Consider the following 15,410-nt stretch of genomic DNA (forward strand, 5'->3'; position numbering starts at 1 on the left):
ACCCTCCCCTCACCGCAGTAACAGAGAAGAGCACCGCCATGCGGAAGATACTGATCGTCGGAGCCGGCCAGTCCGGCCTCCAGCTCGCCCTCGGCCTCCAGGACAAGGGCTACGAGGTCAGCCTCATGTCCAACCGCACCGCCGACGAGATCCGCTCCGGCCGGGTCATGTCGACGCAGTGCATGTTCGACACCGCCCTCCAACACGAGCGCGATCTGGGGATCAACTTCTGGGAGAGCCAGGCCCCGCGCATCGAGGGCCTGGGCGTCTCGGTCGCCGCCCCCGGCAGCCACGAGGGGCCGGACGGCTCGCAGCGCGCCATCGACTGGGTCGGCCGGCTCGACGGCTACGCCCAGTCCGTCGACCAGCGGGTGAAGATGGCCGGCTGGATGGAGACCTTCGCCCAGCGTGGCGGCCAGCTGGTCATCCACGGCGCTGCCGTCTCCGACCTGGACTTCTTCGCGAGCCGCTACGACCTGACGCTGGTCTCGGCCGGCAAGGGCGAGCTGGTGTCCATGTTCGGCCGCAACGCCGAGCGTTCCCCCTACGACGCCCCGCAGCGCGCGCTGGCCGTCTCCTACGTCCACGGGATGGGCCCGCGCCCCGAGCACCCCGACTTCGAGGCGGTCCGCTGCAACCTCGTCCCCGGCGTCGGCGAGCTGTTCGTCATGCCGACCCTCACCACCTCCGGCCGCGCCGACATCCTCTTCTGGGAGGGCATCCCCGGCGGCCCGCTGGACGTCTTCCAGTCCGTCAAGGACCCCGAGGAGCACCTGGCCACCACGCTGGAGCTGATGAAGACGTTCCTGCCGTGGGAGTACGCCCGCTGCACCAAGGTCGAACTGACCGATGCGGGCGGCACGCTGGCCGGCCGCTACGCCCCGACCGTACGCAACCCCATCGGCAGGCTGCCCTCCGGCGGCCTGGTCCTGGGCGTCGCGGACGTCGTCGTCGCCAATGACCCGATAACCGGCCAGGGCTCCAACTCGGCCGCCAAATGCGCCGCTTCGTATCTGTCGTCCATCGTGGAGCGCGGCGAGGAGCCGTTCGACGAGGACTGGATGCGGTCCGCCTTCGACCGCTACTGGAACACCGCGCAGCACGTCACCAAGTGGACCAACGCGATGCTGGCCCCGCCCCCGGAGCACGTCCTGAACATCATCGGCGCGGCCGGCCAGATCCAGCCGATCGCCGACCGCTTCGCCAACGGCTTCGACGACCCGTCCGACTTCGAGAACTTCTTCTTCGACCCGGACAAGGCCAACGCCTACCTCGCTTCGCTCACGGGCTGAACCGGCCGCAGCCGTAAGTCACCCGGGCACAGGCCCTCCCGGCCGGCGGACTCCCGAAGACGGTCCGCCGGCCGGGTTCCTTGCCTTCAGGCCTCCGCCGGCAGATCACGTCGCACGCCGTCGGTTGCCTGAGCCTCTGGGGCCTGTGTCGGAAGTCCCGCCTGCCCCGCGACGCCCGGCACGCGCGCTCGCGGCGTTGTCGGGCTCGCCCCGATACACCCGGTATCGGGGCGACCCTCCGCCTTGCGATCGCACGCACCGGACGCCGCGGGGCCCGTCCTTCGGACGGACGACGGGACTTCCGACACAGGCCCCAGCCGCCGCAGGTCCGCCAGCTGCTCGGGGGTCAGCCCCGCGAGCAGCCGCTCGACCTCCTTGAGCTTGCCCGCCGCCGTCTCGCGCTGGGAGCGCGCCCGGTCGGTGAGCGCCTGCTGTGCCTCCAGCGCGGCCCGCGCCCGGGTGGCCAGCACGTCGGCCGTCTTCTCGTCGCCGGTCAGGCGCAGCACCGCGGCGCGCTGGTTCCGGGCCGCCTCCCGGAGCAGATGCCGGGTGTCCATGGCCTGTTCGGGGTTCTTCGCCAGCAGCACCCGCAGATACGACGCGACCGGAGACGCCGCGCCCTGGTACTGGATCCGCGCCAGCCGCCCGGCATCGGCCCGTCCGCCGGCCAGCCGCGCACGGGCCCGCGCCAGCTGCGCGGTCAGGTCGTCGGAGTGCCGGCGGGCCGCCCGCAGGTCCACCTCCGTCGCGCGGGAGGCCGCGTCGGCGTCCTCGGACTCCCGGTAGAGGGTCTGGAGCTGGCGGAGCAGGGCGGCCGGGCTGTGGCGGTCGGTGGTGGGTGTGGCGGTCGCGCCCGTGGGGCCGCTGTCGGCCGGCTCGTCGGAGCCGCCGGTCCCGTCGGGCGTCCCGTCCGGCCCGCCGGGATCGCCGTCCATGCCTTCGGTGACCCGCCCCAGCTCTCCTTCGCCGGTGTCGGGGCTCCAGGTGTCGGCGGTACCCGAGTCGGTGGTGGTGCGGGGGGTCGGCCCGGCCGACGGCCGTGCCGAGGGCGGGGCGGCGGCCGGGGAACGGGAGCCCCGGGGCGGGGAGTCCGACGGTTTGGTGTCCTCCCACCCGGCGGACGCCGGGCCGCGCCGCGCGGGCCCCGCCGGGACCGGCTCCTCTCCGGGGCCCGGATCGGCCAGGACGGACGAGGGCAGGGTCAGTGCCGCCGCACCGAGGACCGCCAGGGTGCAGGCCCAGGGCAGAAAGCGCCGTGGCACACGTCGGGACGACACCGTTCCCACCTCCGCCGGAAGCACGAAATCGCCCGGAGAGGCCCGGGCGATTCGGATGCTGTCACGACAGTCATACATTTCGGACGTACGGGCGGCGGTGGCGTCGCCCGGTCCACTCGATCAGCCTCCGGAGCGGTCCCGCCGGAAGAGCCGCCGCAGCCCGCCGCCGTCCCGCGCCGTGCCCTCGGGGTCGTACTCGTAGCGCCACCCGCCCGGCAGCCCCAGGCGCCCCGGCCGTCCCGAGACCCGCCGGTAGACATGGACGGTCGGCGGCCGCCCGTCGTCGTTCGGTACCGGGATCTCATAGCTCTTCGGCGGCTGTCCGGTCGCGCCGACCAGCACGGGCAGGACCCGGCCGTCCAGGGGGCCGCCGACGAAGGGGGTGTTCTCACTGCGCACGCCCCCAGTGTCACATCCGCGCCGCCGGGCGGTGGATCACCCGATTCTTGCAAGGACGCCCCGGCGTTCACGCCGGGGTGGGGGTACCTCCCGCTTGCGGGGGAGAATCGCATCCTGTGACGGCGACGCGGAGCGTCGCCGTGTCCGGTCTCCTGGGGTGCGGAGCGCGCGCAAGTCCGCCGACGGAGCCGGGGAAATGAACGTACGTTCCCGTGTTCGCTGGTTGTGGCGGCTATGGCGCAACGGGGGCACGCGTATACGTGTATCGCACGTACAGTCTCGCCTTGGGAGCCGGGATGAGCGGGCGGGGCGTGGGGGAGGTTGATGTCGTGCCGGTGGCGAGGGAGGCCGGGCATGCCCGGTACACGTACCGGTTGCGTGTGTCGTCGGCCGCCCGCACGCAGTTGCTTGCGGAGTGGGATCGCTGCCGGTGGGTGTGGAACGAGTGCGTGGCCAAGTCCAAGGCCGTGTACGCGCACAACAAGGCGCACCCCGAGGACGAGCAGACGTGCGGCCCGGCCCGGCTCGACAGGATGCTGACCGAGGCCCGCGCGAAGACGCCGTGGCTGCGGGAGGGGTCCAGTGTTCCGCAGCAGCAGATCATCCGGGACTTCGGCAAGGCCCGAGCCAAGGCGCACAAGGACATCAGGGAACGCCTGCCGCAGCGGCAGCGGGCGGGGATGCCGAAGTGGAAGAAGAAGCGCGAAGCCGACCCTACGCTGAACTACACCAGGCGCGGCTTCCGTCTGAAGGACGGCCGCCTGCACCTCGCGGGCGGCATCGTCCTGACCGTGGTGTGGTCCCGCGGTCTGCTCGCCGAGCCGTCCAGCGCGCGCGTGTACCGGGACGGCGTCGGCCACTGGTATGCCTCGTTCGTCGTGCCCGCCGAAGTCCAGTCGCTCCCCGCCACTGGCGCGATCGACTGGGGCGTCAGGGAGACCGCGACCACCACCTCCAACGCCTACGATCTCCCCCACGCCCAGCACGGCCGGAAGATCCAGGCGAAACTGTCGCGATACGACCGGATGATGGCCCGCCGTAAACCTGCCAAGGGGCAGGCGGCCTCGAAGGGCTACTGCGAGGCCAAGAAGCTGCGCGCGAAGGCATGCAGCAAGGCGGCCCGGCAGCGGCAGGACACCGCCCGCAAGTGGGCCAAGCGCGTGGTGACCGACCACGATGCCATCGCGGTGGAGGACTTCCGACCGAAGTTCCTCGCCAGGACCACAATGGCCCGCAAGGCCGCCGACGCCGCCATCGGTGCCACCAAGCAGGCTGTGATCGAGATGGGCCGCAAACACGGGCGGGACGTTCGTCTCGTGCATCCTGCGCACACCACCATGGACTGCGCGTCGTGCGGAGCGAGAACCAAGCACGCACTTCTGCTATCGGAACGTACCTACACCTGCGCCGCGTGTGGAGCCGTGTCCCCCAGGGACAAGAACTCCGCCCGTGTGATGCTCGTCCGGGCTGGTCTGAACCCGGCTGGTGCTGAGGGCGTAAGGCCTCCTGGAGCGCTGCTCCGGGCGGCAGCCTGAGCCAGGAATCCCCTCCCGTCAGGGGGGGAGCAGTCAAAGCAGGTGCGCGGCTCCGTCCGCGACCGGCAGGATCCGCCGGGCCAGATCGCCGACCGGTCCCGCGGCGGTCTCCAGCGCCAGCGCGGCCCGGGTGATCCGTGCGGTCTGCTCGTCCCGGGCCGCGGTGGCGGTCAGCAGCGCCACGAAATGGTCGACCAGCCAGTCGCGCAGCTCGTCGAGCGGGGGCCGCTTGCCCTCGTCGAGCCAGATCAGCGAGGCCGCCTCGACCGCGGTGATCCACATCCGCACCGTCATCCGCAGCCGCAGTCCCGGCTCCGGCTCGCCCAGATGCCGCAGGATCTGCTCGGCGGCGGCGCGCCGCACCTCGTCGACGATCGCGCTGGTGCGGGAGGTCTCCACGACGCTGCCGCCCTGGAGCAGCGCGCTGAACCCGGCGTCGTGCTCGTCGACGAACGCCAGATAGCGGTCCAGCGCATGCGACAGCCGCTGGGTGAGCGGACCGGAATCCGGTTCGGCGAAACACCGCTCCAGCTGGTCGGCGGCGCTGCGCAGCGCCGCCTCGTACAACTGCTGCTTGCCGCCGGGGAAGTAGCGGTAGACCAGGGGCCGCGAGACCTCGGCGGCGGTGGCGACGTCGTCCAGCGAGACGTCCTCGGGAGCGCGCTGGGCGAACAGGCCCAGGGCGGCGGCGAGCAGTTGGCTGCGGCGTTGCTCGACGCTCAGCCTGCGGTAGGCGGGTCGGGGTACTGCTGGGGCGGTGCCGCTGCCGTTCATGAGCAGCAGCGTAACCGCCCCGTGTTGCGCGTCGTACATCTGCTCGTGCGGCGGGGCACGCATACGCGTGCTTCACGCCAGCAGTCCGGAGCTGCGCCACAACCGGCGCCCCACACCCCGCAGTACGCCGATCTCGTCGAGGAAGTCGGTCAGCCGCAGGGCGCCGGACTGCATCACCTCGCGGCGGTGGCCGCTGGCCCTGACCTGCGCGACGGCCTCGCGCCGGTCGAGCCCGACGTTGGTGTAGACCTGCGGGTTGACGAAGGCGAGGGAGAAGACCCGGGCCGCCTCGCCGCAGCTGACCCGGGTCAACTCCCGCTCCCAGCGCGGCGCGGTGACCATCTGGCGGCGCAGCTCCTCGCGGGCGTACCGGACGTGCCGGGCCTCCTCGACGACATGGATCCGGGTCACGCCGCGCACCAGCGGCTGCACCCGCTCGTCGGGGAAGGTCAGCCGCTGCATCCAGTCGAGGATCTCCTCGCCGAGCAGGGTGCAGGCGAAGGAGCCGGGGGTGGTGGAGACCGTTTTGAGGATCCGGGCGAGGTTGTGGTTGAGGCGGGAGACGGGGTAAGTGGGCGCTCCGGCGCGCTGGATCATCCGCGCGAACATCTTGGAGTGCCGGCATTCGTCGGCGATCTCCGTGAGGGCGTAGCGGACATGGGCGCTGGTGACCGGCTTGTCATAGATGTGCCGCACCAGCAGCTGCATCAGGATGATCTCGAACCAGATGCCCAGCGAGGCGAGCGAGGCGGCCTCGTGCCGGGAGAGGTCCTGCTGCTGCTCGACGGACATCTTCTGCCACAGCGGAGTACCGTAGAGCGAGAGGAGCTCCGGCGGCCAGAACCACTTGCCCTCTTCGAGAGGCGCGTCCCAGTCGAGCTCGGTGTCGGGGTCGAAGGAGTGCTTGGCGGAGGAGTCGAGCAGGCGCTCGGCGACCTGTTCCCGGTCCTTGAGCAGCCCGAGGGCGTCGCGCAGGACGTCGGTGTCCGTCACGGTCATTGCGGCTGGCGCGCTCGTCATGGCGTGGCTACCTCACTCACGGGTTTTCGCTCAGGCGGTACCGGACTCACGGGAGTTACCGGCGGTCACTCCGGAACGCCTCTTATGAGACTGCGTGTCAGTAAGCCCCGTCAATCCCCCCTGCACGACTTATTGACCCGCCAGTAAGAAACGTGTGAGCCTGCCAACGACTGCCCTCGGTGGCGCGTTTGATAAGCGTGTGTCGACTGAATCCGGTGTGTGTGCGACGAGTGTGAACAGCTGAGGAGGCGTCCGTGTCGAGCCGCGATCTGTACGTTCAGGACCCGGGCGAGGACCTGTGGTCGGTGCCCGCGACCGGGGCCGCCCGCTTCAGCTGGGAGTACGACGACGGCCGCGACCGGCTGCTCGCCCTCTACCAGAAGGGCAAGGACAAGCAGTGGGACGCCAATCTGCGCATCGACTGGGACCTGGAGGTCGACCCCAAGGACCCGCTCGGCACCCCGGATGAGTCCATGTCCCTGTACGGCACCAAGTACTGGGACAAGCTGACCGAAAAGGACCGCGGCGGCCTCCGCCAGCACTACACCTCCTGGCAGTTCAGCCAGTTCCTGCACGGCGAGCAGGGCGCGATGGTGTGCGCCGCGCGCATCGTGGAGTCCGTCCCCGACATGGACGCGAAGTTCTACTCCGCCACCCAGACCATGGACGAGGCCCGGCACGCGGAGATCTACGGCCGCTTCCTGAAGGAAAAGATCGGGATGCTCTACCCGGTCAACGACAACCTCCAGTCGCTGCTCGCCGACACCCTGGGCGACTCCCGCTGGGACATGCCCTACCTCGGCATGCAGGTCCTGATAGAGGGCCTGGCGCTGGCCGCCTTCGGCATGATCCGCGACACCACCACCAAACCGCTGCCGAAGCAGATCCTCGCCTACGTCATGCAGGACGAGGCGCGCCACGTCGCCTTCGGACGGATGGCGCTGCGCGACTACTACAAGCAGCTCACCGACGCCGAACTGCGCGAACGCGAGGACTTCGTCATCGAGGGCTGCTACCTGATGCGCGACCGGCTGCGCGGCCTGGAAGTACTGGAGAACTTCGGCATACCCAAGCAGGAGGCCGCCGAGTTCACCGAGCGCTCCGAATTCCTGCACCTCTTCCGCAAGCTGCTCTTCAGCCGCATCGTGCCCTGCGTCAAGGACATCGGCCTGTGGGGCGAACGCCTCCAGCGCGCCTACGTGGACATGGGCGTCTTCGAGATGGGCGACGCCAACCTGGACCTGCTGATGGCTCAGGACGAGGAACTGGCCGAGAAGCTGGACGCGGACCGCTTCGCCGCCGAGGAGGCGGCCCGTACGGCCGAGGTGGCCGAGGCCATCGCGCAGGGGACGCAGGACTGAGCCCGTGGGCCGCGGAAATCCCCGGCCGCCGGCCGCTCCGGCGTGACACGATCGCCGTATGGATGACCGATGTCGGGCCGCCGCTTACGCCAGCATCGACGGGCTCGCCTACGGCGATGCCTTCGGGGAGCGGTTCTTCTCGCTGTTCCGGTCCGAGGCCGGTGCCCGCCGGCTGATCGCGGAGCGCACCGCGCCGCCCGATCCGCACTGGAACTGGACGGACGACACCGCGATGGCGCTCGACGTGCTCGCCGTGCTGGAGGAGCACGGCGAGGCGCTGTCGCGGCCGCTGGCCGAGCGCTTCGCGGCCACCTACAAGGCCGACCCCGGCCGCGGCTACGGCTCGGGAATGCACTCCCTGCTGCCGCGCGTCGCCGCCGCCCCCGACCAGTGGGAGTCGCTGGCCGCCCTGCTCTTCGGCGGCGAGGGCAGCCTCGGCAACGGCGCGGCCATGCGGGTCGCCCCGCTCGGCGCGTGGTTCCACGACGACCTCGACCGCGCGGCCGACCAGGCCGCCCGCTCCGCCGTCGTCACCCACGCCCACCCCCAGGGAATCGCGGGCGCGGTGGCGGTGGCCGTGGCGGCCGCCCTCTCGGCTCGCGGCGAGGTGCCGGACCCGGCCGAGGTCGCCGCCCGCACCCCGGACGGCGCGGTACGCGAGGGCCTGCTGCGGGCCGCCGAACTGCCCCTGGGCACCGCCCCCGTCGCCGCCGCCGAAACCCTCGGCAGCGGCCGCCGCATCCGCGCCGACGACACCGTCCCGTACGCCCTGTGGTGCGCCGCCCGCCACCCCGACGACCTGGAGTCCGCCCTCTGGGCCACCGCGGTCGGTTTCGGCGACGTGGACACCACCTGCGCCATCGTGGGCGGCGTGGTCGCGGCCCGCACGGGCGTGGCGGCGCTCCCTCGCGAATGGCGGGAGCGCCGGGAACCGCTGCCGGACATCCCCTAGCGCCGCCCCGACCGCGCCAGCCAGCGGCCCTCGTGCCGGGACACCTCGATCGGCCGGCCGAAGCACGCGGTCATCCGTTCCCCGGTCAGCACCTCGGCCACCGGACCGCGCGCCTGCACCCGCCCCTCGCGCAGCAGCAGGGCGTGGTCGATGGCCGGGGAGAGCTCCTCCAGATGGTGGGTGACCGTGACGGTCGCCAACTCCGGCCGTCCCAGGGCCAGTTGGTGCAGGGTGTCGATCAGGTCCTCGCGCGAGGGCAGATCGAGGGCGTTGAACGGCTCGTCCAGGAGCAGCAGCGAGGGCCGCGACATCAGCGCGCGGGCGATCAGGATCCGGGCCCGCTGGCCGCCCGAACACACCCCGTACGGCCGGTCCGCCAGCTCCTTGCAGTCCAGCTCGGCCAGCAGCTCGTGCGCGCGCTCGCGCACCTCCGCGTCGTAGGTGCGCCACAGCGGCTGCACGGTGCCGCTCGCGCCGGTCAGCACGACCGTATGGCCCGTCGCGTCCTGCGGCACCTTCTGCGCGCCGGAGACCAGCCCGATGACGGCGCGCAGCTCGCGCACATCGACCCGGCCGAGCCGGTGCCCCAGTACCTCGACGGTTCCCACCGTCGGGAACATCAGCGCGCCGACGAGCCGCAGGATCGTCGTCTTGCCCGCGCCGTTCGCACCCAGCAGCGCCCAGTGCTCACCGGCGCGTACGGACCAGTCGATGCCGTCGAGGATGATCTGGTCGGTGGTGAAGCGGCGGACGCCCACGCCGTCCAGCGCGGCGATCACACGGGCGGGCCGGGGGTCCGAAGGCGGTACGACGCTCGTCGAAAGGGTCATCGCCGCACAGTAGCTGCATACCACAGCTTTCCGCGGGGCCGTCCGGCGTATGGACTCCCGGGGCCGCTACCGCAGGCCCAACAGGGCCCGTACCTTTGCGTACTTGGCCGTCAGCCGCTCCCGCGTCGCGGCGTCCAGAACGGCCAGCCGGACCGGATCCGCGTTGTGCGCCAGGTCCGCCTCCTTGACGAGCAGCGCGCCGGGCGTGGCCAGGATGCGCGCGGTGTACGCCTCGACCCCTTCGCCCGCCCGCTTGGTGACGGCCAGGACCATGTCCTTGGTCGCCGGGCTCAGCGGCGCCCCCGCCAGCCACTCCTCGCTCAGCGCCGCATCCTCGACGGCGTCGTGCAGCCAGGCCGCCGCGATCTGCTCCGCGCTGCCGCCCCGCTCCCGTACGCCCGCCGCCACCGCGGCCAGATGCTCGGCGTACGGGCGGCCGGCCTTGTCGGTCTGACCCGCGTGCGCCTGCCGCGCCAGCTCCTCGACCTCGGCGAGCGACAGCGGGCGGGCGGGAGTCGTATCCGTCATACGGTCATTGTGACGGCATCCGGTCAGGGTGACGGCGGCACGCTGTGCCCGTCGCGCCGCAGTGCGGCCGCCATCACCGCGCGGGCGACGGGCGCCGCGACGCTGCCGCCGCTGATGTCCGACCGGTCCGCCGACGCGTCCTCGACCACCACGGCCACCGCCACCGACGGCTCGGCGCTGTCCCGGGCCCGCGCCCAGGAGACGAACCAGGCGTACGGCACCCCTTCGTTGCGCACACCGTGCTGCGCCGTACCGGTCTTCCCGCCCACCGTCGCGCCGTCGAGCGCGGCCTGCCGGCCGCTCCCGTGCGCCACCGCGTCGACCATCAGCTCCTGGAGCTGCCCGGCGACGGCCGGGGACATCACCTGGCGCGCGGGCCGCTGCGGACCGGTGTCGAGGACGGTCCCCCGGGCATTGGTCACCGCGTCCACCAGATACGGCGGTGTGAGGATCCCCCCGTTGGCGACCGCCGACGCGACCATCGCCATCTGGAGCGGGGTGGCGGTGGTGTCGAACTGCCCGATCGCCGACTGCGCGACCTGCGAGGCGTCCATCGCCGTACCGAAGGTGCTGGCCGCCACGGGGAAGGGGATCCGCAGCCGGCGGTCGTTGAAGCCGAACCGCTCGGCGACCTGGGCCATGGTGTGCAGTCCGATCCGGGCCCCGAGGCGCGCGAAGACGGTGTTGCAGGAGAGCCGGAAGGCGTCCTTGAGGCTTGCGTTGCGGCAGCCGGGCACGGCGTTCCCCAGCCGGGTGGCGGTACCGGGCAGCGTGTAGGGGTCGGGGGTGTCCGTGGGGGCGTCGATATCGGTCACCGTACGGCTCTCCAGCGCCGCCACCGCGGTGACGATTTTGAAGACCGAACCGGGCGGATAGGTCCGCTGGACCGCCCGGTTGAGCATCGGCCGGTGCGCCGCACGGGTCAGCCGCCGCCAGCCGGCGGCGACCGACGTGCCGTTGCCGGAGAGGGCGGCGGGGTCGTACGAGGGGGTGCTGGCCATCGCCAGGATCCGGCCACTGCGCGGTTCCACCGCGACCACCGCGCCCTTCCTGCCGCCCAGCGCCCCGAACGCGGCGCGCTGGAGGGCGGGATCGATGCTGGTGGCGACGCTGCCGGGGGGCCGATGGCCGCGGATGATCCGGTCCCACCAGGGGAAGGTCGCCAGCCGGTCGTCGGTGCCGGCCAGGATGCCGTCCTCGGCGCGCTCCAGCAGGGAGGTGCCGTAGAGCTGCGACGCATAGCCGGTGACCGGCGCGTAGAGGGGGCCGTCGGTATACGTGCGCTCGTACCGCAGCCGCCCGCCGCTGTCCCGGGATCCGGTGACGGGCCGTCCCGCCACCAGCACGGGCCCGCGCGGCTGGGCGTAACGGGCCAGTGCGGCGCGGCGGTTGGCGGCATTGGCGCTGTAGGACCCGGCCTCCCAGAGCTGCACCCGCGCGGCGTTGACCAGCAGCGCGACCAGGAGCAGGGCGCACAGTGCGGCGGTCTGCCGGATGCAGCGGGTCATGGGCGGGGCTCCGGGGCGGCGCGGGGCCCGGGGGGCGAGCCGTGCTCCGGGGCGGGGTGGTGTGCCGGTTCGTCCGTCCGTCCGCCCGCCCCCTCCGGCGCGCGTGCCCGGTCGCTGATCCGGGCCAGCAGCGCCACGATGATCCAGTTCGTCACCACCGACGACCCGCCCTGCGCCAGGAACGGCATCGCCATCCCCGTGAGCGGAATCAGCCCCATCACCCCGCCCGCGATGACGAAGACCTGGACGGCGGGCAGCGCCGCCAGCCCCACGGCCAGCAGTCCGCCGAACGGCTCGCGGATGCCGAGCGCGGCGCGGAAGCCGCACCCCACCAGCAGCGCGTAGAGCACGAAGAGCGCGGTCAGCCCCGCCAGCCCCAGCTCCTCGCCGACCGTCGCCAGCACGAAGTCGGACTTCATGGCGAAACCGATCAGCTGGGAGTCGCCCTGCCCCAGCCCCGTCCCCAGCAGCCCGCCGGCCGCGAACGCGAACAGCGACTGCGCCAGCTGCCCCGGCCCCCGGCCCGCCGCGATCCCCGCGAACGGATGCAGCCAGTCCGTCACCCGCCCGTGCACATGCGGCTCCAGCGTCGCCACCGCCGTCGCCCCGGCCGCCGCCAGCAGCAGCCCGACCGCCAGCCACCCGACCCGCCCGGTGGCCACGTACAGCAGCACCACGAAGATCCCGAAGAACAGCAGGGAGGTCCCCAGATCCCGCTCCAGCACCAGGACCCCCACACTGACCAGCCAGATCGCCACCACCGGCCCCAGCACCCGGCCGGGCGGCAGCCGCATGCTCCACCCCGCGCGCCCGATGTCGGCCAGCACCTCGCGGTTCGCCGCCAGATACGCCGCGAAGAAGACGGTGATCAGCACCTTGGCGAACTCGCCGGGCTGAAGGGAGAACCCCGCCACCCGGATCCAGATCTTGGCGCCGTTGACGGCCGGGAACAGGATCGGCGCCACCATCAGCAGCAGGGCGAGCGCGGCACAGGGGTAGGCGAACCGCTGGAGCGTGCGGTGGTCGCGCAGCAGCACCATCACGGCGGTGAACAGCCCGACGCCCACCGTCGACCACACCAGCTGCGCGGGCGCGGCCCGGTCGCCGGGCGTCTCCAGATCGAGCCGGAAGATCAGCACCAGGCCGAGACCGTTGAGCAGTACGGCGATGGGCAGCAGCAGCGGATCGGCGTACGGGGCGCGCAGCCGTACGGCGAGATGCGCGAGCAGGGCCAGCGCGGCCAGCCCGGCGCCGTAGGTGACCGCCCCGGTGGGCAGCGCGTGCCCGGTGGCGGCGCCCACCGTCAGATAGCCGCAGATGCTGATGAGTACGGCGCCCACCAGCAGGCCCAGTTCGATGCCCCGCCGCTTCGGGGGCAGCGGCAAGGGTGGGGGAGTGTCCGCGGGTCGTGCGGGAGCCGCCGGTGCCGTTGCCGTCATGGCAGGCAACGTAGCAAGCGGTGAGCCATATATCCGTTATGTCGCACCCGGTGTTCGGGTCGGCGGCCCCTTCCGGGATCGCACGCCCCCCGCCGCGCCCCCACCCGCGACGCACCCGGCACCAACTCCTCGCCTCGCGTCGTGCCGTTGGTCACCCTCGTCGGTCCGTCGTACGGACCGTCGGGACCACCCGATCCGGGCACCGAGGCGCGTGCCGCGCCCCTCGTCGCCGCCCTCCGCCGACCCCGCCCCGCCCTCGTTCCGTCAACGCCCCCAAGGCACTTTGTAAACTCGTCCGGACCGACCGAACAACCTGAACGCTCCGGTCGGCGTCAAGGAACTCGACGCACCGCCGCGCCGACCTCCCTCGACGCCCGCCGACCGAACGCAGCACCCGACGAAGACCTGACGAAGCCCCGACGAAGACCCGAAGAACACCCTCAAAAGCCCCACCGCGCCGCCGCATCGACCGCACCACCGCCCGAAGAACCCGCCAGCCCACCAGGCAACCCAGCCCCAGCCCTCACCGACCCCACAGACCGAAAGCACACCGAACCACAAGGCCGAGCTCGACACGCTGATGCGGCCGACCGGCACACCGGTCGAGGGCATGGACCCCGCGCCATGACCCGCCGCCGCGAGCGAGGGGCTATGGCGTACGTCTCATCCGTGCACGCCGAGTGGAGGTCCCGTGCCGTCTCGGCCCCGATGGGCCGCGGAGTGCGGGTGACCGACCCCCTCGACGAAAGGCAGTATTAGCGTCATGACGACTCTCCGTTCCCGGATCATCGCCTGGGCCGGCCGCATGTATCTGGCAAGAACGCGCAGAAAAGGCTTCGACCTGTCTCGAATGTCTTTCTTGCCCGAGTCTGTTCTGATGCCGCTGCGGCGCGAGGGGCTCGACCCCGTGGGCGAATTGGGGGCGGTCCGGGAGAGGGAGCCGATCACCCGGCTTCCGGTGCCGATAGCCGCCAACGTCTGGCTGGTCACCGGCTACGACGAGGTCAAGCAGGTCCTCGGAAAGGCCAATGCCTTCAGTTCGGACTTCACCAACCTCGTCGGCAAGGCGGGCGCCGGCGCCGAACAGAACCCCGGCGGCCTGGGATTCGCCGACCCGCCGGTCCACACGCGCCTCCGCCGCCTCCTCACCCCCGAATTCACGATGCGCCGCCTCGGCCGCCTCACCCCCCGTATCCACGAGATCGTCGAAGAGCGTCTCGACGCCATGGAAGCGGCGGGCAGAAACGGCGACCCCGTCGACATCGTCCATTCCTTCGCCCTGCCCATCCCCTCCCTCGTCATCTGCGAACTCCTCGGCGTCCCCTACGAGGACCGCGCCGACTTCGAACGCCTCAGCGCTGCCCGCTTCGACCTGTTCAGCGGTGCGAACGCGTCCTTCGGCGCCATATCCGAATCCCTCTCCTATTTCCGGGACATCGTCAAGAAGCAGCGGGAGAACCCGGGCGACGGCCTGCTCGGCATGATCGTCAAGGAACACGGCGACTCGGTCAGCGACGAAGAACTCGCGGGCCTCGCCGACGGCGTGCTGACCGGCGGCTTCGAAACCACCGCCAGCATGCTCGCCCTCGGCGCCCTGGTCCTCCTCCAGGACCCGAAGCATTTCGACGCCCTCATGACCGACGACACCGACTCCGGCACCGTCGAGCGCTATGTCGAAGAACTCCTCCGCTATCTCACCGTCGTCCAGGTCGCTTTCCCCCGCTTCGCCCGCGAGGACCTCGAAATCGGCGGCGTACAGATCTCTTCCGGAGACGTCGTCCTGTGCTCCCTCAGCGGCGCCGACCGCGACGGCAAACTCGGCCCGGAAATGGAGCAGTTCGACCCCTCCCGCAATGTTCCCTCCCACCTCGCCTTCGGCTACGGAATACACCGCTGCGTCGGCGCGGAACTCGCCCGTATGGAATTGCGCGCCGCCTATCCCGCCCTGGTCCGCCGCTTCCCCGCCATGCGCCTGGCCGCCCGTCCCGAGGACCTCGAATTCCGCAAGCTCTCCATCGTCTACGGAATCGAGTCCCTCCCGGTCCACCTCAACGGCTGACCGGCCACCGCCCCGCCCCGCTCCGCGCCGACCGCCGAGGGCCACGGGCGCGCAGCATGCGGCCGCGTGCGGTGCCCCGGGCCCGCAGCCGGGGCAGCGGCGCCGGCCTCCCCGCGCCGCGCCGCGATCGCCGTACGCACCAGGGCCTTGACCGCTGCCCCGAAGGAAGGCCCCCACGGGTGAAGGGCGTTGCCGCCAAAGGGGCCGGACCTGTGAGAACGACACCGGACCTGTGAGAACGACACCGGACTCATGAGAACGACAAAGGGCCGGACCCATGAAACTGGGACCGACCCTTTGTTTTCGGCACTCGCACAGACCACCGGCATGATCACGATGGTTTCTGCAAAGTGCCCCCGGCAGGATTCGAACCTGCGCACACGGCTCCGGAGGCCGTTGCTCTATCCCCTGAGCTACGGGGGCTTTGTCGCCGGTG

At 71.7% G+C, this 15,410-nt stretch carries 13 protein-coding genes and 1 tRNA gene; 5 read left to right on the forward strand and 9 right to left on the reverse strand.

The features are described from left to right. Positions 1-38: 38 nt before the first annotated feature. Positions 39-1,292, forward strand: a complete 1,254-nt coding sequence (locus B1H19_RS27365; RefSeq protein WP_083107399.1) for a styrene monooxygenase/indole monooxygenase family protein — start codon at positions 39-41, stop codon at positions 1,290-1,292. 86 nt (positions 1,293-1,378) lie between these two features. Here B1H19_RS27365 and B1H19_RS27370 read toward each other — a convergent pair whose 3' ends face one another. Together B1H19_RS27370 and B1H19_RS27375 are read right to left on the reverse strand one after the other, a co-directional pair. Further along, a complete protein-coding gene (locus B1H19_RS27370) occupies positions 1,379-2,569 on the reverse strand; it encodes a coiled-coil domain-containing protein (RefSeq protein WP_159028143.1) in 1,191 nt (396 codons plus the stop codon). 120 nt (positions 2,570-2,689) lie between these two features. Further along, positions 2,690-2,968 carry a hypothetical protein gene (locus B1H19_RS27375; protein WP_083107401.1) on the reverse strand — a complete coding sequence of 93 codons (279 nt, stop codon included), beginning with the start codon at positions 2,966-2,968 and terminating at the stop codon, positions 2,690-2,692. Between the two features lie 296 nt (positions 2,969-3,264). On the opposite strand from B1H19_RS27375, the gene B1H19_RS27380 reads away from it, so the two are divergent. Next, positions 3,265-4,503: an RNA-guided endonuclease InsQ/TnpB family protein gene (locus B1H19_RS27380; RefSeq protein WP_083107402.1), complete on the forward strand. Its 1,239-nt coding sequence runs from the start codon at positions 3,265-3,267 to the stop codon at positions 4,501-4,503. A gap of 33 nt (positions 4,504-4,536) precedes the next feature. Here B1H19_RS27380 and B1H19_RS27385 read toward each other — a convergent pair whose 3' ends face one another. Further along, positions 4,537-5,277 carry a TetR/AcrR family transcriptional regulator gene (locus B1H19_RS27385; protein WP_083109909.1) on the reverse strand — a complete coding sequence of 247 codons (741 nt, stop codon included), beginning with the start codon at positions 5,275-5,277 and terminating at the stop codon, positions 4,537-4,539. A 72-nt stretch (positions 5,278-5,349) separates the two neighbouring features. Then, complete coding sequence (locus B1H19_RS27390) at positions 5,350-6,276, reverse strand: AurF N-oxygenase family protein (protein ID WP_107426166.1); 927 nt, start codon at positions 6,274-6,276, stop codon at positions 5,350-5,352. 275 nt (positions 6,277-6,551) lie between these two features. Between B1H19_RS27390 and B1H19_RS27395 the strand changes: the two genes are divergently transcribed. Next, complete coding sequence (locus B1H19_RS27395; protein WP_083107404.1) at positions 6,552-7,658, forward strand: ferritin-like domain-containing protein; 1,107 nt, start codon at positions 6,552-6,554, stop codon at positions 7,656-7,658. A gap of 58 nt (positions 7,659-7,716) precedes the next feature. Then, complete coding sequence (locus tag B1H19_RS27400; RefSeq protein ID WP_083107405.1) at positions 7,717-8,610, forward strand: ADP-ribosylglycohydrolase family protein; 894 nt, start codon at positions 7,717-7,719, stop codon at positions 8,608-8,610. Here B1H19_RS27400 and B1H19_RS27405 read toward each other — a convergent pair. From B1H19_RS27405 to B1H19_RS27420, 4 genes are all read right to left on the reverse strand, one after another. Next, a complete protein-coding gene (locus tag B1H19_RS27405; protein WP_083107406.1) occupies positions 8,607-9,440 on the reverse strand; it encodes an ABC transporter ATP-binding protein in 834 nt (277 codons plus the stop codon). The two genes, B1H19_RS27400 and B1H19_RS27405, sit on opposite strands and share 4 nt — an antisense overlap. 66 nt (positions 9,441-9,506) lie before the next feature. Further along, a complete protein-coding gene (locus B1H19_RS27410; protein WP_083107407.1) occupies positions 9,507-9,968 on the reverse strand; it encodes an HD domain-containing protein in 462 nt (153 codons plus the stop codon). A gap of 23 nt (positions 9,969-9,991) precedes the next feature. Beyond that, positions 9,992-11,476, reverse strand: coding sequence for a penicillin-binding transpeptidase domain-containing protein (locus B1H19_RS27415; RefSeq protein ID WP_083107408.1), 1,485 nt, complete (start codon positions 11,474-11,476; stop codon positions 9,992-9,994). Then, a complete protein-coding gene (locus B1H19_RS27420) occupies positions 11,473-12,915 on the reverse strand; it encodes an FtsW/RodA/SpoVE family cell cycle protein (RefSeq protein WP_083107409.1) in 1,443 nt (480 codons plus the stop codon). The genes B1H19_RS27415 and B1H19_RS27420 overlap by 4 nt, the downstream gene beginning before the upstream one ends. Positions 12,916-13,678: 763 nt before the next feature. Between B1H19_RS27420 and B1H19_RS27430 the strand changes: the two genes are divergently transcribed. After that, positions 13,679-14,974 (forward strand): cytochrome P450, encoded by a 1,296-nt coding sequence (locus tag B1H19_RS27430; protein WP_083107411.1) that lies wholly within the window; start codon positions 13,679-13,681, stop codon positions 14,972-14,974. A gap of 351 nt (positions 14,975-15,325) precedes the next feature. Here B1H19_RS27430 and B1H19_RS27435 read toward each other — a convergent pair. Beyond that, positions 15,326-15,397 (reverse strand) — tRNA-Arg (locus B1H19_RS27435). Between the last annotated feature and the right edge of the window lie 13 nt (positions 15,398-15,410).

The sequence above is a fragment of the Streptomyces gilvosporeus genome, assembly GCF_002082195.1.
GTDB classification, from domain to species: Bacteria; Actinomycetota; Actinomycetes; order Streptomycetales; family Streptomycetaceae; genus Streptomyces; species Streptomyces gilvosporeus.